The organism is Streptomyces sp. YJ-C3 (assembly GCF_053891275.1).
The window spans coordinates 1,490,423-1,512,303 of record NZ_CM132685.1 but is presented as its reverse complement, the minus strand read 5'-3'; the positions used below and the strand labels follow the sequence as shown (position 1 = coordinate 1,512,303).

The 21,881-nt window shown below is 69.5% G+C and carries 25 protein-coding genes; 10 read left to right on the top strand and 15 right to left on the bottom strand.

All coding sequences use genetic code 11. The annotated features are described in order from the left end of the window. Positions 1 to 15: 15 nt before the first annotated feature. From ACVHNB_RS06755 to ACVHNB_RS06720, 8 genes are all read right to left on the bottom strand, one after another. Positions 16 to 282: a hypothetical protein gene (locus ACVHNB_RS06755; protein ID WP_456227615.1), complete on the bottom strand. Its 267-nt coding sequence runs from the start codon at positions 280 to 282 to the stop codon at positions 16 to 18. An 18-nt stretch (positions 283 to 300) separates the two neighbouring features. After that, positions 301 to 750, bottom strand: coding sequence for a hypothetical protein (locus tag ACVHNB_RS06750; RefSeq protein WP_456227614.1), 450 nt, complete (start codon positions 748 to 750; stop codon positions 301 to 303). Between the two features lie 206 nt (positions 751 to 956). Continuing rightward, positions 957 to 3,065, bottom strand: a complete 2,109-nt coding sequence (locus tag ACVHNB_RS06745) for an ATP-binding protein (RefSeq protein WP_456227613.1) — start codon at positions 3,063 to 3,065, stop codon at positions 957 to 959. An 83-nt stretch (positions 3,066 to 3,148) separates the two neighbouring features. Beyond that, the gene (locus tag ACVHNB_RS06740; RefSeq protein ID WP_456227612.1) at positions 3,149 to 3,688 is read right to left on the bottom strand and encodes a hypothetical protein; all 540 of its coding nucleotides are present in this window, start codon (positions 3,686 to 3,688) and stop codon (positions 3,149 to 3,151) included. Between the two features lie 28 nt (positions 3,689 to 3,716). Continuing rightward, positions 3,717 to 4,100: an RRQRL motif-containing zinc-binding protein gene (locus ACVHNB_RS06735; protein WP_456227611.1), complete on the bottom strand. Its 384-nt coding sequence runs from the start codon at positions 4,098 to 4,100 to the stop codon at positions 3,717 to 3,719. Further along, positions 4,100 to 5,137: a conjugal transfer protein gene (locus ACVHNB_RS06730; RefSeq protein WP_456228845.1), complete on the bottom strand. Its 1,038-nt coding sequence runs from the start codon at positions 5,135 to 5,137 to the stop codon at positions 4,100 to 4,102. The genes ACVHNB_RS06735 and ACVHNB_RS06730 overlap by 1 nt, the downstream gene beginning before the upstream one ends. 65 nt (positions 5,138 to 5,202) lie before the next feature. Further along, positions 5,203 to 5,472 carry a DUF6284 family protein gene (locus ACVHNB_RS06725; protein ID WP_456227610.1) on the bottom strand — a complete coding sequence of 90 codons (270 nt, stop codon included), beginning with the start codon at positions 5,470 to 5,472 and terminating at the stop codon, positions 5,203 to 5,205. A gap of 170 nt (positions 5,473 to 5,642) precedes the next feature. After that, positions 5,643 to 5,828 carry a hypothetical protein gene (locus ACVHNB_RS06720; RefSeq protein ID WP_456227609.1) on the bottom strand — a complete coding sequence of 62 codons (186 nt, stop codon included), beginning with the start codon at positions 5,826 to 5,828 and terminating at the stop codon, positions 5,643 to 5,645. Positions 5,829 to 6,441: 613 nt separating this feature from the next. Between ACVHNB_RS06720 and ACVHNB_RS06715 the strand changes: the two genes are divergently transcribed. Both ACVHNB_RS06715 and ACVHNB_RS06710 read left to right on the top strand, forming a co-directional pair. After that, positions 6,442 to 7,215, top strand: a complete 774-nt coding sequence (locus ACVHNB_RS06715; RefSeq protein ID WP_456227608.1) for a GntR family transcriptional regulator — start codon at positions 6,442 to 6,444, stop codon at positions 7,213 to 7,215. Beyond that, positions 7,212 to 7,781: a GNAT family N-acetyltransferase gene (locus tag ACVHNB_RS06710; protein WP_456227607.1), complete on the top strand. Its 570-nt coding sequence runs from the start codon at positions 7,212 to 7,214 to the stop codon at positions 7,779 to 7,781. Before ACVHNB_RS06715 ends, ACVHNB_RS06710 begins: the two co-directional genes overlap by 4 nt. 15 nt (positions 7,782 to 7,796) lie before the next feature. Here ACVHNB_RS06710 and ACVHNB_RS06705 read toward each other — a convergent pair whose 3' ends face one another. The 5 genes from ACVHNB_RS06705 to ACVHNB_RS06685 form a co-directional block, all read right to left on the bottom strand. Continuing rightward, a complete protein-coding gene (locus ACVHNB_RS06705) occupies positions 7,797 to 8,444 on the bottom strand; it encodes a nucleoside monophosphate kinase (RefSeq protein ID WP_456228844.1) in 648 nt (215 codons plus the stop codon). Between the two features lie 1,474 nt (positions 8,445 to 9,918). Beyond that, positions 9,919 to 10,146 (bottom strand): hypothetical protein, encoded by a 228-nt coding sequence (locus ACVHNB_RS06700; RefSeq protein WP_456227606.1) that lies wholly within the window; start codon positions 10,144 to 10,146, stop codon positions 9,919 to 9,921. Then, complete coding sequence (locus tag ACVHNB_RS06695) at positions 10,143 to 11,222, bottom strand: hypothetical protein (RefSeq protein WP_456227605.1); 1,080 nt, start codon at positions 11,220 to 11,222, stop codon at positions 10,143 to 10,145. The genes ACVHNB_RS06700 and ACVHNB_RS06695 overlap by 4 nt, the downstream gene beginning before the upstream one ends. A 316-nt stretch (positions 11,223 to 11,538) precedes the next feature. Beyond that, positions 11,539 to 12,462, bottom strand: a complete 924-nt coding sequence (locus tag ACVHNB_RS06690; protein ID WP_456227604.1) for a M56 family metallopeptidase — start codon at positions 12,460 to 12,462, stop codon at positions 11,539 to 11,541. 3 nt (positions 12,463 to 12,465) lie between these two features. Further along, entirely contained in the window at positions 12,466 to 12,861 is a 396-nt protein-coding gene (locus tag ACVHNB_RS06685; protein WP_428952314.1) for a BlaI/MecI/CopY family transcriptional regulator, read from the bottom strand. Between the two features lie 248 nt (positions 12,862 to 13,109). On the opposite strand from ACVHNB_RS06685, the gene ACVHNB_RS06680 reads away from it, so the two are divergent. Then, positions 13,110 to 14,261, top strand: coding sequence for an acyltransferase family protein (locus ACVHNB_RS06680; protein WP_428952315.1), 1,152 nt, complete (start codon positions 13,110 to 13,112; stop codon positions 14,259 to 14,261). An 80-nt stretch (positions 14,262 to 14,341) separates the two neighbouring features. On the opposite strand, the gene ku is transcribed toward ACVHNB_RS06680, so the two are convergent. Continuing rightward, positions 14,342 to 15,412, bottom strand: coding sequence for a non-homologous end joining protein Ku (ku, locus tag ACVHNB_RS06675; RefSeq protein ID WP_456227603.1), 1,071 nt, complete (start codon positions 15,410 to 15,412; stop codon positions 14,342 to 14,344). A gap of 73 nt (positions 15,413 to 15,485) precedes the next feature. Between ku and ligD the strand changes: the two genes are divergently transcribed. Then, entirely contained in the window at positions 15,486 to 16,370 is an 885-nt protein-coding gene (ligD, locus tag ACVHNB_RS06670) for a non-homologous end-joining DNA ligase (RefSeq protein ID WP_428952317.1), read from the top strand. Continuing rightward, the gene (locus ACVHNB_RS06665) at positions 16,367 to 17,257 is read left to right on the top strand and encodes an ATP-dependent DNA ligase (protein ID WP_428952318.1); all 891 of its coding nucleotides are present in this window, start codon (positions 16,367 to 16,369) and stop codon (positions 17,255 to 17,257) included. The genes ligD and ACVHNB_RS06665 overlap by 4 nt, the downstream gene beginning before the upstream one ends. 28 nt (positions 17,258 to 17,285) lie before the next feature. On the opposite strand, the gene ACVHNB_RS06660 is transcribed toward ACVHNB_RS06665, so the two are convergent. Then, positions 17,286 to 18,089: an NERD domain-containing protein gene (locus ACVHNB_RS06660; RefSeq protein WP_428952319.1), complete on the bottom strand. Its 804-nt coding sequence runs from the start codon at positions 18,087 to 18,089 to the stop codon at positions 17,286 to 17,288. A gap of 261 nt (positions 18,090 to 18,350) precedes the next feature. Here ACVHNB_RS06660 and ACVHNB_RS06655 point away from each other — a divergent pair, with 261 nt between their 5' ends. From ACVHNB_RS06655 to ACVHNB_RS06635, 5 genes are all read left to right on the top strand, one after another. Further along, positions 18,351 to 18,644, top strand: coding sequence for a hypothetical protein (locus ACVHNB_RS06655; RefSeq protein ID WP_456227602.1), 294 nt, complete (start codon positions 18,351 to 18,353; stop codon positions 18,642 to 18,644). Between the two features lie 33 nt (positions 18,645 to 18,677). Further along, the gene (locus ACVHNB_RS06650) at positions 18,678 to 19,298 is read left to right on the top strand and encodes a class F sortase (protein ID WP_428952321.1); all 621 of its coding nucleotides are present in this window, start codon (positions 18,678 to 18,680) and stop codon (positions 19,296 to 19,298) included. A gap of 28 nt (positions 19,299 to 19,326) precedes the next feature. Further along, the gene (locus ACVHNB_RS06645) at positions 19,327 to 20,076 is read left to right on the top strand and encodes a hypothetical protein (protein ID WP_428952322.1); all 750 of its coding nucleotides are present in this window, start codon (positions 19,327 to 19,329) and stop codon (positions 20,074 to 20,076) included. Then, complete coding sequence (locus ACVHNB_RS06640; RefSeq protein WP_428952323.1) at positions 20,073 to 21,344, top strand: ATP-binding protein; 1,272 nt, start codon at positions 20,073 to 20,075, stop codon at positions 21,342 to 21,344. Before ACVHNB_RS06645 ends, ACVHNB_RS06640 begins: the two co-directional genes overlap by 4 nt. Before the next feature lie 137 nt (positions 21,345 to 21,481). Next, positions 21,482 to 21,847, top strand: coding sequence for an SH3 domain-containing protein (locus ACVHNB_RS06635; protein ID WP_428952324.1), 366 nt, complete (start codon positions 21,482 to 21,484; stop codon positions 21,845 to 21,847). Positions 21,848 to 21,881 lie beyond the last annotated feature (34 nt).

The following is a 21,881-nucleotide window of genomic DNA, read 5'->3' as shown; positions in this document are numbered from 1 at the left end:
TCGCCCTTGGCGTAGCTAGAACGGGGGCTCGTTGGACCACGGGTCTCGGTTCGGGCCGGTCGGCCGGCGGCGGGGCAGCGGGAGCAGCAGCCAGCGGCGGGTGTCGTTCCAGCAGGTGCACGGCCAGTAGCTGGTGCCCGCGTACTCGCCGGTCTCGTAGTCGCCGTAGTCCTGCTCGAACCCGCCGTCGCCCTTGCACTCGGGGCAGTTGGGGTTGGGGGTGTCGGTCAGGATCAGCGCCGGGCGGGGCCAGCTGGTGCGTTCGATGCGCAGTCGGAGCATGGGTGTGGGCCTTTCTTGTCAGGTGTGGAAGTCGTTGCGCTTGAAGACGGCCTTGCGGATGTTGACCGTGGTGCTGCCGCGCGAGGCGCTGAGGACCTGCACGGCGATCCAGCCGCCGAAGACGACCGCGGCGAGGATGATGAGCTGCTGCACGAGGGCGGCGAGTGCGGCGATGAACGTGGTGAGCAGCAGCAGCCCGCCGCACACGGCGAGGAAGCCGACGCCGCCGAGGGCGACGTTCACCGCCGCCCGCGACACGACCGGCTTGGCGACGAGCGGTTCGGGCTGGGTGGGGTTGATGGCGTAGCCGGTGACCGCGCGCCCGTCGGGCAGGACGATGGTCTGCACCGTGGGGATCTGCCCCGGCTGCACGACGACGGGCGCGGCCTGGACGGGCTGTATCGGGGCGGGCTGGTGGACGATGGCGGGCGCCTGTATGGCGGTGTGGTGGGTGCGTTCGGGCAGCATGCGGAATCCCTTCCGGCCGATGGCCAGGGAGGCAGAGGCACACCCTTGGGGTGTGCTGTGGAGGGGGTTTCAGGGGTGCTGACCTGCGGGCCTCCCTGACTCCCTGATTGATCCTTTGTGCAGGTCAGGGCCAGGGAGGCGAGGCAGGGATGCGGTCAGGGAGTTCTCCCTGCCTCCCTGCCCGGGACGGGGTCGGCTCCCTGCCGTCAGTTGGCGGAAGCGGAACCCTCGGTGTCACGGTTGGCGATCGCACGGGCGACCCGCTCACGGCCGACGACCATGCGCCCGTCGGACTTGTACGGCTCGGCGCCCGTGCCGTCGAGGACCCGCGTCAGGTCGGCGAACGACCAGTCGCCGTAGGCGTCCTCACTCAGCAGCGCGAGCCGCTTGAGGACGTCCTGTGTGAGCACCCGGGACGTGTCGCCGAGCACGGTGAGAATGTCGGCGAGCGCATCGCGGTCCTCACCCCGCTCGATCACGTGCAGGGTCGTGACACCGTCGCGCAGGGCCTTGGCCCGCTCGATGATGGCCTTCGCCGCGTCGTCGTCGACGTAGTGCGTGCGCACGGTGATGGACGACTGGCCCTTGGGCATGTCGATACCGGAGGAGGCGACGACGAGCGTTCCCTGATCCAGGCCCGGGCGCAGCAGGTTCGGTGTCGCGCCACCGTCCACGGCCTTGTCACCGAGGGCCATGCGGGCCTGCGACTCCGTGCCCAGCGCGAGCGAGGCGCGGGTGTGGGCGCCCTCGCGGACCAGCTTGGGCAGGTTCTGGTCGGTGGGGTCCTGCGTGCCCTGCCACAGCAGCACGTTCACCGCACGGCCCTGGTTGTGAATCTTGCGGGCCGCCATGAAGTACCGCGACGTGGACGACGAGCCGCCGTAGGGCCGCTTCTCGTTGTCCTTGAGCGGGCACATGAACGCGACCTGCGCTTCGTCGACCAGCACGATCAGCGCGGGGAACTGTGTTCCGGGCGGGGCCTGGAGACGACGGTTCATCTCCTCGACCGCATCCTCGGCCATCTCGGTGACCTGGATGACGTGCTCGTCGGTCGGGCCCTGAATCAGCCGGGTCGCCAGTCCGTCGAACATGTCCCAGTCGCCCACGCCCTTGAGGTCACCCATCCAGAACTCCACCGACCGATCCAGGGCCAGCCACAGCGCCAGGGAGCGCAGGGCCACGGTCTTGCCCTGGTTGGACAGGCCCGTGATGAGTAGATGGCGCTGATACAGGGACAGGGCGGCGGCGTCGCCGCGCAGGTCCTGACCCCACGGGGCCCTGCCCTTGGCGTAGTCGGCGGTCATCGTCTCGTCGGTGACCAGCGGCGACGGGCCGATCGGCTCGTCCAGCGCACCACTGTCGGCGATCCACAGGCGGACCGTGCGGGCCGCCTCGGGGATGGTGATGAACACCTCGTGCTCGTGCCGGGTCAGGTTCTCCGCCAGCTTGCGGCGCCGCTTCTGGACCTCGTTCGTCGACACTCCCGAGGGGAGGGTGACGTCGACTTCGACGCCGCATCCGGCGATCCGGATCGGTCCGAGCATGGAAGCCCCGGCGTCGCCCATGTCCTTGATGGCGTTGCGCAGCGGGGCGACGCCGAGGTCGCGCAGGGCCTTGACCACGATCGACGGGGTAATCGGCTCGCCCTCACTGCTGCGGACGTTGTCCGGCAGCGCCCAGTACGGGGCCGCCTGCGCACGGCGTCCGACCTCCCAGAGACCGAGCAGGGCGAGCAGCGGGCCGATGGTGATGAGCGGTCCCCAGGTGACCTGAACGATCGTGATGAGCAGGCGGATGAAGCCGATGACCGCCATCAACGGCGTGACCACGTCGCCGACTTCCTTGGTGGCCACGGCCATCGCGATGCCCAGCGCGAGCAACCCGCCGATGCCGAGACCGACGCCGGCGGCGGCGCCCTTGGCCGCATCGATCGGTGAGGTCAGCAGGTCCATGCGGCGGCGGTGACGGGCCTCGCGGTAGCGCTGCCCGCGCTCTTCCCACTCGGCGGCGACCTCGTAGTTCCCAGCGGCCTCGGCGGCTCGCAACATGCGCTCGTAACGGGCCGCGGTGCGTCCGTCCCACGCCCGACGGGCCACGATCCGGGTACCGCCGAGCACGTAGGTGGTGTGCCGGACGCCGATCCGGCCAGCGGTGCGGGCGTTGTCGACCGTGGTGACCTTGCGCACGGCCCGACCGGAACGCACCCACAGGGGCACCGGACGCGGCTCGGGCACCACCTTCAGGGTGGTGACGTTGGACGCGGGTTCGGGGGTGGTGTCGGGGTTCTTGTGCAGGTGAACGACGTTGTCACTCATGCGTGTTGACTCCAGACAGCCCGCAAACGGGCACGAGGAACCAGGGCCCACAGCAGGCGGGCCCCGGCATGACGAGAGGTGGGTTAGCGCAGGTGGGCGGCGAGACGTTCGGTGTCGTATGCCTCGCGCTCGTGGTCCTTCAGGGCCCGCTCGAAGGTGCGGGCATCACGCCGGGACTGACGCTCGACGCCGTAGGCGGCGCGCAGGTCCCGCACGATCACGTCCAACACGCCCCGGCGAGAGAACTGCATGGCGTGCGTCAGCTCGTGCACGAGCGTGGTCGCGATGTCCTCGCGGGTGCGGTGCTGCTCGCTGTTGACGAGGACCAGGACTGATCCGTCGGGGCGGGGAATCGCGCGGCCGGCCGCGTCACGAGCGTGGCGCAGGGTGGCCTTGCGGGCCTTATCGATGGCCCGACGGTCGGTGCAGCCGGACAGCTCGACCTCGGCCTGAACCCCGAGTTCAGCCATGCCCTTGGCGTTGGTCAGGGTGATCTCGACCGTGGGCATGCGGCCGTTCACGGCCCGGCTGACCTGCCGCATCGCGTGCGGCGTGAGCTGTTTGGTGTCGCGTTCCAGGTCGCGGCGGGCCCGGAGCTGGTGCGTGGTGATGGTGTGCTTCACAGCGTCTCCGATCACGAATCGCCGCAGCTCACGCGGCGTGCTGGTCTTCGGGGTAGGCGCAGGGCACGCACATGCCGAGCGAGCCGGGGATGACGTATCCGGCATCGCGCCGGCAGACGGGGCAGGTGCGACGGGCGCACATCGCCTTGGCGAGCGCGGCCCGCTTGCCCGGCGTCATCGGACGCACCGGCTTGGCGCGGTCGACGCGGTAGAGGTAGGCGACCAGCGGCCCGCGCCGGTAGCGCGGGCGCAGGACCTGCGCGGCCACCTCCTGACCGCCCGGTCGAAGACCGAGGGCCCGGAGTTGGCGGCGGGTAGCGAGGCCGGTCGGGGCGTAGCGCCAGGGGTAGGTCGGTATTCCGAATTTGCCCCCGGAAGGGCAGTAGCACTTGGCGAGCGTCAGCGCCGACATCACGCCACCGCCTCAGCGCGCTCGGCGCGCAGGGTGTCACGCAGCGTCCGGGCCCGTGCCGGGGACGTGTGTACGGTCCGGCGGATGCCCTCGGCGGTCAGGTCGGTGTCGGGCCAGTCAGCCGTTGCCGTGCGCGTCTCGGCGAGGAGTTCATCGAAGGTGCGCTTGGGTCGGGTCGGCTTGGCGGCGTCCGGGACGCGACCCGTCACACCGCGCGGGCGGGTCGACTCAGCAGCCACCGGACGCGCTTCGATCGGGTCGGTCGGGGCCGACTCGATCGCCTTCGCGGGCTTGGTCGGCAGGGTCGACTTCAGGAAGCCGACGGCGACCGGTCGGGGCAGCTCCTTCACGTTCGGCGTGATCGGCGCCGGGGTCGATACCGGCAGGTCAGCCGTAGACCGTTTCCTGTCGGTCTCGGTGGATTCCTCCGCATTCATGTTCTCGATCGAATCGGGGACCGCACCGAGTCCGAACATGTCGGCGAGAGCAGTGTCGGCGCCGATCGTGACGCGCTGACGTTGAACATCGAGCAGCGTCGACCCGAGCGCCACGTCCCCGACTCCGACCTTGCGGGCCAGGCGCCAGGAGGCTCGATCGGAGCGCTTGCGGGTGTTCTTGTCGGGGTGGTTGGCGGCGCGGGCGCGGTGGTAGGCGAGCTGCTGCACGACCTCGACCGCGCGACGCTCGCCCTCGGCGTCACGGCCCTCGGTGTGGACCACGATCCGCCGGGCGAGGAACGCCATGCCCTCGGCAGACACGCACATGCCCATCGGGGTGATGGCGTAGATGACAGTCTCACCAGCCGTCTCGGCCGCCATCGCAGCCATCGCGGACGCCGCACCCGGCAGCGCCCACAGACCGAGCCGGATGACGCGCGGCGAAGCCTGGCCCAGCATCGTCAGACCGAGCAGCACCAGGGCCAGTACGGCGGTGGCTCCTTCGCCGGCGGCTACGGCGCCGAGCGCGGTGCCCTTGCCGTAGGCGCCGCTGATGTTGGAGTAGGTACCGATCCCGCCGAAGACGCCGGTGCCGAGCATCGGCGCGAACGCCGCACCCAACACGACCTTCTGCGTCTTCGACAGCGGCTTGCGAACCGTCGCACTCACGCCACACCGCCCGCCTGCTCGGCCGTGCGGTTGAGCAGAGCGACGCGGGCGGCCAGCGCCCGGCGGCGGGCCCTGCGGATGCGCCGCTCGTCGACCTCGGTCGGCGTGCGGTCGAGGGTGAGGATGTGGGCGTCGAGGAGGTCGACGTCCGCACGGATGACGGGCATCTCGAAGTTGATGGCGTCCAGCTCCGCGTTCGTGGGCTCCATCGAGTCGAAGCACTCGGCGGCGGTAACAGCTTCCTGAACAGTAACGATGTCGTTCATGGGTCGTGTTCTCCCTAGCAGGTGGCAACGGCCCGAACAGCGGCCCCGGTGTTCGAGCACCGGGGCCGCGCGCCGTTGTGGTGGTAGCCGCACGTGAGTGGTGCGGCTCGCGCCCCGGGCCGGTTTCGATCCGGCGCCCTCACGGCTCGTCGCCGGGGCTGAATGTGGGGTCAGGCGGGGGTGATGTCGCGGGCGCTGACGATGTCGTCCCGGGTGACGTGGCCGCTGTCCATGGCGATACGGACGTCACCGCCGCTGAGGCGCTCAAGGACGGTGACCCGCCGGCCGGTGGCCTTGAGGCGGTACTGGTCGGTCTGCGTGGTGGGAGCGGTCGCGGTCTTGCGCTTGCCGAACATGACGGGGTCCTCTCGCGGATGCAACGGCAATGAGCAGCGGCCCCCGGAGTTCCGACACCGGGGCCGCGCGCCGTTGAAGTCGGTAGATCCGGCTCCCCTCAACCCCGCCCGTACGGGCCCGCCCCGCAGGGCGCCCGGACGGACGGAGGAGGCAACCGGCGCAGCGCTAGCCGCCGCGCAGCGATCGAAGATGGCGACCGGTTGGCCGTGACGCTCGATCGCGTTCACGGGCCGAGGGAGGAACGGCGCCGCCGTGCCGGTCGATCACGGCCGCGCCCATCGCTTTCGTCGGCTCACTTCCACTCCTTTCAGGCCGGTGAACAGGGGATACGCACTGCAAGGGGGACTTGGGTCCCCACACTCCGGCCGTTGCTCGCGGTCACCGGGCCACCTCGCCAGTCAGGCCTAAGCCCTGTCCTCTGGCCTTTAGCGGGATTGCAGCGTCCCCGCCCTGTGCATTCATGCAGGCGGAAGCAACTCAAAGGCATTGCACCGCTTGCTCAACTTGTTGGTACAAGCTGATGCAGTGATGCTGCACCCACGGACGGTGAGTCGTCAAGGGATTGGGACCCACATGTACCAACAAGTTGACCGAGTGCGTCATGATGGGGGCATGAGTAAGCAGCCGAAGTACCAACAGGTGGCCGACGCCCTGCGCCGAGAGATCGACAGCGGCACGTACGCGCCGGGTGCGCGGCTGCCTTCAGAGAGCGAGCTGATGAAGCGCTTTGACGCTTCGCGGAACACGGTCCGGAACGGCCTGAACCTCCTGGTGACCCAAGGGCTCGTCTCATCGAGCCAGGGGCTGGGGTACGAGGTTCGGTCCCACGAGGTCTTCAAGCTGAACGCGTCGCGGTTCGAGAACCTGAGCTTCCCTCAGAACGGGGACGCGTACAGCACCGACGTCACAAACGCCGGCCGACGCCCGCATCAGACCTTCCGAGTGGAGATGACCCCCGCGTCCCCGGACGTCTCCGAACGACTCAAGGTCAATGCTGGTTCGACAACGGTCCTGCGGTTCTGCCACCGGTACGTCGACAACGTGCCGTGGTCCACACAGGCCACCTGGTACCCGGGGTGGCTCGCAGAGCAGTCTCCTCGGCTCGCTCAGCCCGGCGACATTGAGGAAGGCACCACCCGCTACCTCGCGTCGTACGGCATCGAGCAGATCGGCTATTTCGATGAGATCGCCGCGCGTATGCCGACTCCTGAAGAGGCGCGGCTCTTGGAGATCGGCGCCGGGGTGCCCGTGCTCCTGTGGACCCGTACCGGCTACTCGGAGGACCGGCCGATTCGCTGCACGATCACAACCTTTCGCGGCGACCTGAACCAGATGAACTACGAGATCGGCAATCTGGCCGGACGGGAAGAGAACGAACCCCAGTGAAGATCTACCCTGCGGAACCGCATGACGTGGCCAAGCTGCTCGCCTTCCGAGAGGAGGCGGCGGCTTGGCTGTCTCAGCTCGGAACAGACCAGTGGCAGCGCCCGTACCCGGCCGACAAGCTGCTCGCCACGATCGAATCCGGGCACGTCTTCATGGTTCGGGACGGACACGTGACTGCCGCCACGATCACGTTGACCCCGGATGCCGAAGAAGGACTCTGGACGGAAGACGAGCTGCGAGAACCTTGCATGTTCATCAACAAGCTCACCGTGGGGCGCGAGTACGGCGGACAGAATCTCGGCGGCCGCCTTCTCGACTGGGCCGCAGACCGGGCTCACCGCGCCGGGGCTCAGTGGCTGCGTCTCGACGCATGGACAACGAATAAGGCGTTGCAGCACTACTACCTAGCGCAAGGGTTCACGCATGTTCGCACCGTGAGCGAGGGTGCGGCGGTCAATGGTGGTCCGCGGGTCTCCGGATGGCTCGCGCAACGAGAGGCGCGCCCATCGATTCACGACTTTCATGACCTCACGCCAGCACCAGCACGACTCCCTTTCGCGGCCTGACCGATTTGGGATTCCCTATGCCACATTTGCTTGCGCAAGTGCATCGATGGCTCGTCCGGTAATTTCCTGCAACTTCCCTAGCCCGGATATCGTTGAAACCAGCCCCGACTCTCGATAGTAATCAATTATCGGGGATGTCATAAGGTTGTACACCTCGATACGCTTCCTGATGATTTCCTCTGCATCATCATCGCGCAAATATATCTCTCCGCCACAGAGGTCGCAGATATCCCTCCCCGCGCGGCTGGGTTTGTAGACGAGGTGATACACGTGACTTGAGTCGTTCCTACAGATGCGGCGATTTGTTAGGCGCATGAGGATCTCGGCTTCCGGGATCTCAACGTCAAGCACAGAATCGAATTCAATCACGCCTTTGAGGGCTTCCGCTTGGCGTACGGTTCTCGGTATGCCATCCAAAAGGAAACCTCGATCCGCGTCAGGCTTCTGAATTCGCTCCATCATCATCCCCAAGGTGACCTCGTCTTCTACGACCTGCCCGGCTTCCATTTGACGCCTGGCAATCTTCCCGAGGGCCGTACCCTGCCTTATATTCCGACGGAACAGGTCACCTATGGATACATGTGGGACTCGAAGGTAGTGGGCGAGGAATACAGCTTGGGTGCTCTTTCCCGCTCCAGGTGGGCCAGCCAGGATAATTCGCAGCGACGACGTTCGCTGCAACCCTATAATTGTCGAGCTACTCTCGGAATACGACCTTCCCAGCGCTTCGTCTGCGGCTTGCATCAGTTCAGCCGCATGCTCCCTCATCTTTAGCAGACGACTGTCCGTCCTATTCCGTATCCGTACGGCCTCCTCTTGGGCTGACCTAATAATTCGCGCAGCCTCATCATGCGCCTCACTGATGGCCATCTGGGCTGCATTTAATTCGATACGTAGGCCTTCTACCGTCTTCTCTAGCTGCTGACGCTGAAGTTGCAATTCTTTTAGGTAGCTAGATTGCGCATCGCCGCGAGCCTCTGCACGAATCACTGAATTGGCCCCTGGGCCGCCACCTCGGCCAGGCGTCGCCTTGCGCTGCACCAATTTTGTCGATTTCCAGCGCTCCCGCCACTGTTCGACGACGCCCATGTCACCATCGCAGATTTGCCGTACTAGCTCGACGGTGAAATCAATTGAAGGTAGACGCCTCCCGTTAAGGGCTTCGGATATCGCAGAAACGGATAGGTTGACACGACCAGCGGCTTGAGCTCGCTCTGAAATTACACGGAAAGGCGGAGCACCATAATCAATATGCAGCGCTTTTAGGCCCTCCGCAAACATCCTGAGGGCGGGCTCGTACTCGGTGATTCCACTTCTTGGACCGGACGGTTCGTTTTCGGACACAGTCGCCCCCTCTGTCGTCTCGAAATGCCAGCTTAGAGGCAAGGTCGCTGAAGAGCGGCGATGTTCGCCGAACATCACCGAACGAGAGCGAAACGGTGACGTTCGGCCGCCGTACGGGACTGCTCGGTAGCAAGCGGGTTCATTCGGTCGCCTGGAGAGTCCGCCCCTTGGCCTGCTGCCATGGGGCCATGTCGAACAGCCCCGTAGAGAGGTGCACAGTGATCGAAAGGAAGAACCAGGAGCCCGAGCAGACGGTGTGGAGTCTGCACCTTGGGCGCCACGGAGTGGACGTGCGATGTGGGCGCCACCTCACCCTGTCTATGTCGTTGTCTCTCGCTGCCTGGCTACTCACTATGTCGGGAGTCTTGGGGCTCCTGCCCTACTGGATGGTGCTCTAGTGATCTAAGCGTTCCAACCATCAGTCGCCACTCGTCCTGCGACACACCTCCGACACGCCCCAGGCGCACCAAGTCCCGCTGCGTAGCTCCACCGCAGGTCAACGAGGGCTAGCGTCTAGATCAGCGCGTTCTCTCCGGAGCCGTGTGCGCAGGTTCGAATCCTGCCGGGGGCACCTTGGATTAGGTGCCTAGAGACCCCGTCACCAGCGGAGACGCTGACGACGGGGTCTTTTTGTATCGGTGAGCCTGTGCTGCTGCACGTAGCTGAGGCGCAGACCCCACCTGACATCCACCTCACAGCCGTACCTGGACGACAGCCCCCGCTGCCAACAAGGCGCAGGGCCACAGCAGTGGCGACCGGTGAGCCTCCCCGGTCGCCGTCGATGTCGTTGGCCCTATCGCGCTGCGCCCTCCTGCGGCGGTTCCGCGGGTTCCGGATCTCGGAAATCGGATACTTGAAGCGCGGCCACGAGTTCTCGGCAGAGGCGGGACCGGTCCTCCGGTGAGCAGCCGTTCATCAGGTCTCGGATGTGCCGCACGATCACTACGTCACGGTAGAGCGTCAGAACCGGAAGCAGGGAGCGCAGGAGAATTCCGACGATCACGCCGGCGGCGAGCATCATCGGGAGTACCTTTCGCGGATGATTCCCCTGATGCGCTCCGCCGAGCCCTCCGTGATCGTGCAGTCCGGGAGTCGGCGGACGTAGGCACGTCCGGAACCGAAGCAGATCGTCGTAGGGTGCGTGAGATTCGGCTCGGGGGCCACCCTCAGGCCCGGCGGCGGATTTACCAGGCCGCTGCTGAAGAGCTTTGATTTCACGTGGTCAGGGTCTTCCCCGCAACACCACTCCACGACGATGTCTTCGTAGGCGTGGGTGTAGGTGTTGGCCCAACCATGGGATTTTCCCGCGAGATTGACGATCGCGGACCTCCGCAGGAGTCTGCTGAGAAGCCAGTTTCGCTCGATGGCCTCCTTCCTGTGCGTGAAGGGCTCCATGTTCCAGAATCTGAGTTCCTCTTCCTCCAGGGGGTCCATCCTTTTCGCGGACCTCCAGAGCTGCCGCACCTCCTGATCGTCCTCGCCGTCGGCACGCGCCTCGCCAGGCGCAACGTCACCGGGGAGTTCCGGCCTCCAGCTCTCGTCCTCGCTGACGAGACGTATGCGCGCACCGGTCCCCACCAGGCGCAGTTCCAGGCCGCCCTGAGGTGAAGGAGAGGGGCGCAGGCCCGGGACTCCCCTGATCCCTCCGTATCCCGCTTCATACCTGGGCAAGACCTCGGACACGACCACATCGGCCATGCCCGCATGGAGGTAGAGGACGGGGAACGACGGGAGAGGAACGAGCCGCGTCACTCCGAATACCGCACTGTCAAGCTGGCCGTCCCTGAGCGCATCGGCCAGCACGTGCACGACGAATGCTTCAAGGTGCCGCTGCTGAGCGCTCGACGCATCCGGAATCGGAAAGGCGTGGGAGATGAAGCCCTGCTCCGCCCACTTCAGGCACTCGACTTCTCGCCATCCGGTCGCCTCCACGCAGAGTTCAGCAGCGCTCTCGGGCGATTCGTCGCGGTGCTCTGGGAACGGGCGCCGCAGAGAAATGAATCCTTGCTCGGCCCAGCGGCGAGAAGTCTTGTACGAGGACCCCGTTGCCTTCGAGTGGGCGGCAGCAGCTCGGCCATGATTGTCCTGTTTGGACATACGTCACCCGTCTCCTGCTGTTACCGGCCCCAGCGCTTCAGAGAGAGTTCTGTACATCCATTGCAGTGCTGCTACACGCCACGGGGACTACGGGAGAGTCCTTTGCCTCGACCAAGAAGACCGGTTCCTGGTTCCCGAGGGCATGCCTCCGTGAAGACTGACAGGAGAGTAGCGAACACTCTTGGATGTGCACAAGGCGCCCTGAAGGAAAGGCATTTGGTCTCCCGGTTCGGCTTCCGGACCGATACTCCGTACCCCGGATGCCGAGGCAATGGCAGTACCGGAGTCCGCAATGCGTCTCGAAAGTCGCGTCGGGCTAGAGCGGCGTAGCCGCATGCAAGATCAAGATCAGCGTCAACGCCGAATTGGCCGAGGCGAAGGCCGAGATCGCCGTGCCCGCCAGTGCCGCCCAGGCCGCCGCGCCAACCGCCGTGAACAGTGGGGGCCAGGTGCGGGGGGCCGGTGCCGGGCCGAGGAGGGCGGCTACGCGGCGCGGGACCGGGCCCGGGGTGGCGAAGGCGGGGAGTGCGGGGAGCGGGCGGGGGGTGAGGAGGGCCGCCTTGCCCACCGCGCGGGCCGTGAGACGGCGGTCGCCGACCGTGCGGGCCGCTTCCTCGTCGGCCCAGCGCTCGACCGTGTACGTGACCGAGGTGCGCAGGGGGCGCAGGAACGGGTTGGCGCGGGCCGCGAGGCCGACGAGCAGGAGGTGGCGGTGGTGGCCGGCCGCCAGGTGGGCCCGCTCGTGCGCGAACAGGGCTCTGCGTTCAGCTGACTTGAGGCCCGCCAGCATTCCGGTCGACACGACGATGCGGCCGTCCGGGAGCGTATGGGCGTACGGCATGCGGTCGGGCAGGACCGCGATCCGGCGGCGGGGCGGGAGTCCGGCGAGGGCGCGCGCGGCCTGGCGGGCGGTTCTGCGCCGGTGCAGCAGGAACGCCGCGCAGGAGGTGAGGACCGCGCCGAGCGCGCCGACGGCGGCCTTGCCGACGACCTCGTCGTGCGGCACCGCCTCGCGCACCTCGGGATCGGCCCAGCCGTCCGGCAGCGGGTTGCCGGGCAGTTGCGCGGTGCCGACGACCGCGAGCAGGCCCAGACAGAGCGTGCTGCACAGGCCGAGGACGACGCCGACCGCGGTGAGCAGCAGGGTCGCCGCGCGCGGGTGGAGGTGCCGTTCGGCGAGCCGCGCGACCGGCCAGGCGGTCAGCGGCAGAACGAGAGGAAGGAACACGGCGACGCCCATGGCTCAGCGGTCCTCGGCGCCTTCCGTCTCGTCCTCGGCGAGCAGGTCGCGCAGCAGTTGCCCGTCGTGCGCGGACAGGCTCGACACGAAGCTGGCGAGGACGGCCGCCCGGTCGGTCTCGCCGTCCAGGACGCGGCGCATGCGGTGCGCGGCGAGGCCTGCCTCGTCGGACGCGGCGGTCCAGGTGAAGGAGCGGCCGACGCGCTCGCGGGTGACGGCGCCCTTCGCCTGGAGCCGGGTGAGGATCGTCATCACGGTGGTGTAGGCGAGGGTGCCGCCGAGACGTTCGCGCACCCATCCCGCCGTCACCGGGTCCGGCGCCTCGCACAGCGCCGCGAGCACCTGTCCCTCCAGCTCGCCCTGGCCGCGCCTGCGCCCGCTCTCGTCCTGATTCGCCACGTCGTCCCTCCTCGGCCTCCTCCTGTGCACCGCGCCTCATCGTAGTGACCACGACGTCGCGTCCGACTTCGTCGACAATGCCCGACTCGACCGTTCGTCGGGTTGTGACAGGCGCCACCCATGACCAGCACAGGTTTACGTGTGCCTCGATGGGTGACTACGGTGCGTGGGATGTCTCGCAGCCACATGAATCCCGCAAACCTGAGAAGACGTGAATTCTGGAGTCGGGGTTCCACGCGGGAGGGTTCATGAGCGAATCGGCACGGGTGACGGCTCAGCGGACGCCTCTGCCCCCACAGCGCGCCACCACAGCACCCGCTCCTGCGAGCACCTCCGCCCCGGGGGCGGGGAGCAGGCCCGCCGACGGGGCCAAGCCCGCCAAGAAGCGCGACGCGTTCTTCGACAACGCGAAGTACCTGGCGATCGTGCTGGTCGCGATGGGGCACTCCTGGGAGCCGCTGCGCGGTGACAGCCGGGCGGCGGCCGCGCTGTACATGACGGTCTACGCGTTCCACATGCCGGCGTTCATCGTGATCTCCGGCTACTTCTCACGCAGCTTCGATGCGAGTCCGGAGCGGCTGAAGCGGCTGATCACGGGTGTGGCCGTGCCGTACGTGGTGTTCGAGGTGGCGTACACCATGTTCAAGCGGACGGCCGGGGGCGATCCCGACTACCCGATCAGTCTGCTCGACCCGTGGTACCTGACCTGGTTCCTCATCGCGCTGTTCGTGTGGCGGCTGAGCACACCGCTGTGGAAGGTGATCCGCTGGCCGCTGCCGGTCGCGCTCGCGATCGCCGTGCTGGCGTCCGTCTCGCCCGACATCGGTGACGACCTGGACCTGCAGCGCGTCCTGCAGTTCCTCCCCTTCTTCGTCCTCGGCCTGTGCCTCAAGCCGGAGCACTTCCAGCTGGTGCGGCGCCGTGAGGCGCGGCTCCTGGCGGTGCCGGTGTTCGCGTCCGCGCTGCTGTTCGCGTACTGGGCGGCGCCGCGGATGAACGCCGCCTGGTTCTACCGGCGCGACAGCGCGCAGGAGCTGGCGGCCCCCGGCTGGAGCGGCGCCGTCATGACGCTGGCGATGTTCGGCTGCTCGGTGGTCCTGGCGGCCTGCTTCTTCGCGTGGGTGCCGGGCCGCAAGCTCTGGGTCACGGCGCTGGGCGCGGGCACGCTGTACGGCTACCTGCTGCATGGCTTCCTCGCCAAGGGCTCCCGCTTCTGGGACTGGTACGAGGCCGACTGGATGCACTCGCCGCTCGGTGAGATCGCGGTGACCCTGATCGCGGCGAGCATCATCACCGTGTTGTGCACACCACCGGTGCAGCGGATGTTCCGGTTCGTGATGGAGCCGAAGATGGAGTGGGCCTTCAAGCGGGATGCCGCCGCGCTGGCCCGACGGCGCTGACGCGCACAGTGAACGGGTGAACGGGTGAGGGGCTCGGCGGTGATGTCACCGCCGAGCCCCTCACCCGTTCACCCGCTGGGTCAGGCCGACGCCCTCTTGCGGGGCGTCGTCTTCTTGGCGGGGGTCTTCTTGGCGGAGGTCGACGTCGACTTCTTCCCCGAGGCCGCCTTCTTCTTCGCGGCGGCTCCGGACTTCGACGACGCGGCACTCGCCTTCGTGGAGGTCGACTTCTTCGCGCCGGACGCCCCGGACGCCCCGGACGCCGACGACGTCTTCTTCGCCGCGGTCTTCGTCGCCGTCTTCTTGCGGGTCCGCTCCTTGAGGTGGGTCACCTCCGCCACGTCCCCCGCGCCGTCGGAGGTGGTGTCGCCGCGTGCTTCCTTCGCGGCCCGCACGCTGCTCTCCAGCGCGGCCATCAGGTCGATCACCTTGCCGCCGCCGGACTTCGCCGCCGCGGGGGCCTCCTCCGGTGCCTCGCCGGACGTCTTGGCCGCGATCATCTCCTCCACCGCGGACCGGTAGTCGTCGTGCAGCGAGTCCATGTCGACCTCGCCGAGCGTGTCCATCAGGGCGTCGGCCAGGTCGAGTTCGGCGTCGCGCACCGTGACGTGGGTGTCGGGGGCGACGTCCTGCGGGGCGCGGATCTCGTCCGGCCACAGCAGCCCGTGCATCGCGATGACGTCGTCGACGACGCGCAGCATCCCGAGCCGCTCCCGGCCGCGCAGGGCGAACTTGGCGATGGCCACCTTCTGGCTGCGCTTGAGGGCCTCGCGCAGCAGGGTGTACGGCTTGGCGGCGGGGACGCCGTTCGCCGAGAGGTAGTAGGCCGTGTCCATCTGGAGGGGGTCGATCCGGTCCGCCGGGACGAACGCGACGATCTCGATGGTCTTGGCCGTGGGGATGGGCAGCGCCGCGAGGTCGTCCTCGGTGATCGGGATGATCGACCCGTCGGCGTCCTCGTACCCCTTGCCGATCTCGGCGGAGGTGACCTCCTTGTCCTCCAGCTCGCACACCTTGCGGTAGCGGATGCGGCCGCCGTCCTCCAGGTGGATCTGGCGGAAGAAGATCGAGTGGTTCTCGGTGGCGTTGACCAGCTTGATCGGGATGCTGACCAGGCCGAAGGAGATGGCGCCGTTCCATATGGAGCGCACGATGGACCTCCCTGTTCGCCCCGTTTAGCTCGTGAATGCTCCGCATTGATGCGGATTGCCAGAGTATTACGGTATGACGCCCATCACAGAAGTGGAGGGGCGGCGGCTCGCGCTCAGCAATCTGGAGAAGGTGCTCTACCCGGCCACCGGCTTCACCAAGGGCGAGCTGCTGCACTACTACGCGACGACGGCCGGCTCCCTGCTCGCGCACCTCTACAACCGCCCGGTCTCCTTCCTGCGCTTCCCGGACGGGCCCGACGGCCAGCGCTTCTTCGCCAAGAACGTGCCGCCGGGGACACCCGCGTGGGTGAAGACGGCGGAGGTGCCGCGCTCCGAGGGCGTCTCGCGGCAGATCGTGGTGCAGGACTTCGCGACGCTGATGTGGGCGTCGAACCTGGTCACGGAGTTCCACACCCCGCAGTGGCAGGCGGACGCGCCGGGCCGGGCCGACCGCCTCGTCCTCGACCTGGATCCCGGGGCCCCGGCCGACGTCGTCCAGTGCTGCGAGGTGGCGCTGTGGCTGCGGGAGCGGCTCGCGGCGGACGGGCTCCACACGTACGCGAAGACGTCCGGGTCGAAGGGGCTGCATCTGCTGGTCCCGCTCGTTCCGACACCGTCCGAGCAGGTCAGCGCCTATGCGAAGGCGCTCGCGCAGGAGGCCGAGGCGGACCTGCCGCATCTGGTGGTGCACCGCATGACGCGCAGCCTGCGCCCCGGCAAGGTGTTCGTCGACCACAGCCAGAACTCCGCCGCGAAGACCACGGCCGCCCCGTACACGCTGCGGGCCCGCCCCGAGCCGACCGTGTCCACGCCGGTGACGTGGGAGGAGGTCGAGGCCTGTGAGAACGCCCCTGACCTGGTGTTCCTGGCGGACGACATCGCGCCCCGGCTGCGGCGGTACGGGGATCTGCTCGGCCCGCTGATCAATCTGAACCGGGCCGGGCGGCTGCCGTCGTGAGGCCGCCGCTGGACGTGGCGCTCGCCGAGTCGGTGGAGGCGCTGCCGCCGGGCGACGGCTGGGCCTTCGAGCCGAAGTTCGACGGGCACCGGATGGTCGTGTTCCGCGGGGCCGACGACGTCCTGCTCCAGGCCCGTTCGGGGCGGCTCGTGGCGCGGGCGTTCCCCGATCTCGCCGCGGCGGCGCGGGCGCTGCCCGCCGGGACCGTCCTCGACGGCGAGGTCGTCGTCTGGCACGCCGGGCGCACCGACTTCGCGGCGGTGCAGCGCCGGGCGGCCGCGGCGTCCACGGCCCGGGCCCGCGTCCTGGCACGCGAGCTGCCCGCCTCGTACGCGGCCTTCGACCTGCTGGCAGAGCGCGGCACGGACCTGCGCGCCCTGCCGTACGCCGAGCGCCGGGCCCGCCTGGTCGCCCTGCTGGAACCGCTCGGCCCGCCGCTGCAGCCGGTCCCGTCGACGACCGACCGGGAGACGGCTCTGACCTGGTACGAGGCCCTGACCGCGACCGGCATCGAGGGTCTGGTGGCCAAACGTCTGGACGGCCCCTACCGCGGCGGCCGCCGCAGCTGGCTGAAGCTGCGGCACAGCGACACCCGGGACGCCCTGGTCGTGGGCTTCACGGGCCCGGCGACCGGACCGCGCGCCCTGGTGGTCACGCTGCCCGGCGACGGCACTCCCCTGCTGACGACACCGCTGCCGGCGGCGCTGCGCGCGGACGCGGCGGACCTGCTGCCGCCCGCGACGGGGCGGGAGGCGCGGATCACGGCGGTCGGCGTGGGCGAGGTCACGTATCGACTGCTGCCGCCGGAGCCCCCGTTGACGCTGGAGGTGCGGCAGCGGACGACCCGGCACGGCGCCTTCTCGGCGGAGCCCGTCAGGTTCCGCTGAGTCCTCGGCAGGGCTGCCGCGGGGCCGTTCAGAGGTTGACCCAGGCGGTGCGGTCCCTGGCCATCGCGAACAGTGCCTCCACGTCCGCCGGTTTGAGGGCGCCGCCGGTCCGGGCGAACGACTCCAGGTCGTCGTCGGTGAGGACCTGTACGTCCCGCGGGGCCGGCCGGATCTCCACCGGGCCCGCGCCGACCAGGACCAGCGCGCCGCGCACCTCGGCGGTGAGCGCGAACGAGGCGCGGGAGGCCTCGCCGCGCAGCCGGCGCAGCAGCGGGTCCGGTTCGCCCCGGCCCAGCGTGACCATCGGGTCGCTCACCCGCACCCGCTGTTTGCGGGCCGGGAGCACGTGCAGCGCGAACAGCCCGCCGGGACCGATCAGCAGGTGGTGCAGGCAGGATCCGCCGGGCAGCGGCACCGAGTGCAGGGTCCGCCAGCCCACCCCTTCCAGCCCGTCGAGCGCCTCGCCGACCAGCTGCTGCGCGGCGAGCGCCCGGCGGCGCGGGTCGGTGCGCAGCCTGCGCTGCGGGGCCGGGTCCCGGTCGAGGGCGATGACGAGGGCCTCGCCGGGACGGTTCGGCGCGAGGTCGTCGTCCGGGTGGAGGCTCAGCCGGGCGAGCTCGGCGGGCGTGGGCACCGGCGGCGGCCCGACCGTGACGTGCCCGGCGACGAAGGGGCGGAGCACGTCGAGCACGGCTTCTCCGTGCGACTCGGCGAGGAGGTTCACCCGGCCCGTGTCCCGGTCGTACCAGGCGAGGGTCCGGCCGTCCTCCCCGTATACGTAGAGCCGCTCCTGACCATGCCGCCAGGTCGGTATGACGCGCAGTCCGCTCATGCCCCATCACCCCACGACCATGGGAGCAGCAAGCACCACGACAGGGCAAGAAGGCCGCAAGCCCGACAGGACGTCCGTAACCGCCAGGACCGGCGGTATTAACCGCATCGGGCGCAGAGCGAGGGCCCCCTGTTACACAGCCGCCGAATTGCCGTGATGGCCGACTTTTACGGTGAGGAAGTCAAACCGGACACTCCGGAGCACTCCCGGTCCGGGCACCTCGGTACACCTCGGTGCACCTCATCAGCGATCGGAGCCCTCATGCGCCCCGCCCTCCTCCGCAGCGCCGTCGTGACCGCCGCTCTCGGCGGCGCCGTGCTGGTCCCCACCGCCGCGTTCGCAAACGCCCAGGCCCACGCCCCGGCGGCCGCGACGGTCCAGGCCCGGACCCGGTACGCCCCGCAGGAGCAGCAGGGCGAGGAGCGGCCGGCGGCCCAGGCCCCGGACGACGCGACGGCCAATCCGTACTTCCTGGTGGCGGGCGGCGCGATGGCCGCCGCCGGGGCCGCGGGCCTCGTGTACTCGACGATGCGCCGCGGCCGCGGCGACGCCTGAGCCCGCCCCCTCCGTCCCCCCACAGGAGCACCCGTGAAGATCTCCGCGCGCGTCGTGACGACCGCCGTCCTGACGGCCTCCCTGGCCGCCGGTGTCACCGCCTGCGGCCAGGGGTCGAGCGGCGGCGGCCCGGCGCCCGACGTGTCGGTGCGCGACACCACCGCCCCTGTCACCCCGCGGGCCGGGGCCGCCCCGGCGCTGGACCGCTCGACGCCGACCGGCCTGCGCATCCCGGCCGCCGGGGTCGACGCCACCGGCATGCTGCGCCTCGGGCTCGACGCGGACGGCGCGCTCCAGGTCCCGCCGGCCGACAAGGGCGCGGAGCCGGGCTGGTGGACGGGGAGCCCGACGCCCGGCGAGAAGGGGGCCGCGGTGCTGGTCGCGCACTACGACACGGCGAACGGTCCTGCGCTGATGCGGAACATCGCGAAGGTGCGGGCCGGGGACCGCGTCGAGGTGCCGCGGGCGGACGGGCGGACCGCGACGTTCGAGGTGCGGCAGATCCAGCAGGTCAATAAAAAGGACTTCCCGACCAATAAGGTGTATGCAGCGACCGGCCGGCCCACGCTGCGCCTCATCACCTGCGGCGGCCCCCTCGTGGACGGTCACCGCAGCGACAACATCATTCTCTACGCCGATCTCGTCCAGCGCTGAGGCGAGCGGCCCGGCAGGCAGGAGTGCAGTGACGCCCAGGCGCCTCGGTATCGCGGCTCTCGCGGTGCCCGCCGCCCTGTTCCTCGCGGGCTGCGGGGACACCGGGGGTCTGGAGGGCGCGGGCCCGACCCCGACGGCGGTGGGGCCCCGGCACCTGTGGCCGACGCTGCCGCCGGCGACGCAGCCCGCCGACGACTACAGCGCGGGCGACACGCATGTGATCAAGGGCGTGGACGTGCCCGGCGGCGATCTGCGCAAGGTGAATCCGGTGACCGTCGTGCGCGCGCGCATGACGGCGGCCCCGGACGACTACAAGGACGTCGTCGGGGAGCTCGACGCCTGCGAAGACAACGGGGACAACGGCGGCAAGGGCGGCAAGGGCGGCGCGGGCTCGAAGTGCCCGGTCCTCAAGGCGTACTACCCGGATCTGACCGGCGACGGGAAGGCCGACCTGCTGATCGCCGTCCGCGGTTCGAAGGGGACGCTGTACACGCAGGCGTACATGTACGCGGACGGCAGGCTGACCCAGATCATGGACGACAGCGATGCGGTCATCAACGTGCAGCTGGCCGACCGCAACGTGGTGGTGCGCGCGGTCGCCGACCTGCCCGGGTACGAGTACCGCACCTCCTGGTCGTACGACCCGCATCAGAAGGCGATGCTGCCGACGCGCGACGAGATCATCCGCACCGGCCCGCCCGGGACCCCGACCCCCGACGAACCGTCCGGCACGCCGTCCGACGCCGCGTCGCCCGAGCCGTCGCCGGGCCGCTCATGAGACGCCACCGGCTGCGGCTGCCCGCCTGGACCGCGTCGCTGACGTGGAAGGCGGCCGCGTTCCTCGCCGTGATCTGCTGTGCGCTGGCGGCGCTGCTCGGCATCCTCGTGCACGTCTCGGTCACCGACCAGACCGTGAGCCAGGCCCGGGAGCGGGCGCTCACCCTGCTGGCGGAGTCGACCACCCGCTATCAGGCGGGGAGCAGGCTGCCGCCGGGCGCGGGCCTGGATCCGCCGGGGCTCCCCGCGGAACTGCGCGAGCTGGCCGTGCGGGGGCAGCGCGGCACCATGGTCGGCGGGCACGGCTCGAACCCGACGATGTGGGCGGCGGGCCCCGCGGCGGGTGACCGGGCGCTGGCCGTGCAGATCGACTACTCGCAGGGCGCCCGCACCATCGACGGGCTCGACCAGGCGATCCTCGGCTCGTCGGTGCTGGCCATCGGGGCGACGCTGCTGGTGGGCGCGTTCGCGGTGACCCGGGTGACGCGGCGGCTGCACACGACGGCCCGGGTGGCCCGCAAGATCAGCGCCGGCGATCTGGACGCCCGGGTCAACGACCCGCGGACCAAGGATCCGGACCGGCACCAGGACGAGGTGGCCGATGTGGCCGGCGCTCTCGACAGCATGGCCTCGTCCCTGCAGGCGCGGATCCTGACCGAGCAGCGGTTCACCGCGGACGTCGCCCATGAGCTGCGTACGCCGCTGACCGGACTGCACGCGGCGGCCGAGCTGCTGCCGCCGGGTCGCCCGACCGAGCTGGTACGGGACCGGGTGGCGGCGCTGCGCACGCTGACGGAGGACCTGCTGGAGATCTCCCGGCTCGACGCGCGCAGCGAGCGCGTGGACCTGGACGCCGCCTGGCTGGGTCCGGTGGCCGAGCGGGTGGTGCGCGCGTCCGGCACCGGGACCGAGGTGGTCGTCGCCCGGGACGTGTGCGTCGTGACGGACCGGCGCCGGCTGGAGCGGGTGCTCGGCAATCTCGTGGCGAACGCGCACCGGCACGGCGGTCCGCCCGTCGTGCTGACGGTGGACGGCCCGGTGATCACGGTGCGGGACCACGGCGAGGGCTACCCGGACTATCTGGTGGAGCACGGGCCGCAGCGGTTCCGCACGGAGGGCGGCGCGAAGGGCCACGGCCTGGGCCTGACGATCGCGCTCGGGCAGGCCGAGATCCTGGGCGCGCGGCTGCGGTTCGCGAACGCGCCGGACGGCGGCGCCCTCGCGACGCTGACGCTCCCGTACGAGGAGCCGGCGGTCTGGCCCGGTTAGGGCCTGCCCCGGAACGTCGCGCGGCTCCGGTCACCCTGGCGGCGCCCGCCGCCGTGCGCATCCCTCCCGTGCCGCATTAGGTGAGAGCACAGGACCCTCCCCGGGTCCGCCTCGATCCCTGTTCCCAGGAGGCTTTCGTGAGCGCACGGACCGTCACCCACCGTCTCGGCATAGCCGTCGCCGCCGCGGCCGCGCTGGCCTGTGTCACCGCCACCGCGTCCCCCGCCCTCGCCGACGACAGCGCGAGCGGCGCCAACAACCACCCGCCGGTCTACTGGGGACGCGTCGTCGCCAAGTCCGGACTGGTCCTGCGGGACTCCCCCACCCGCGGCAGCCGTGTGGTCCGCACCGAGCCGTACTGGGCGAAGGTCCCGATCTTCTGCAAGACGGGCGGCGAGAGCGTGGGCGGCAACCACCTGTGGTACCTGCTCACCGACGGCACCTGGGCCTGGGGCTCGGCGAAGTACATCAACAACATCGGCGCCGCGCCCCGCTGGTGCTGACATAACCGGATATCGCGGACAGCCTTGCTACGTT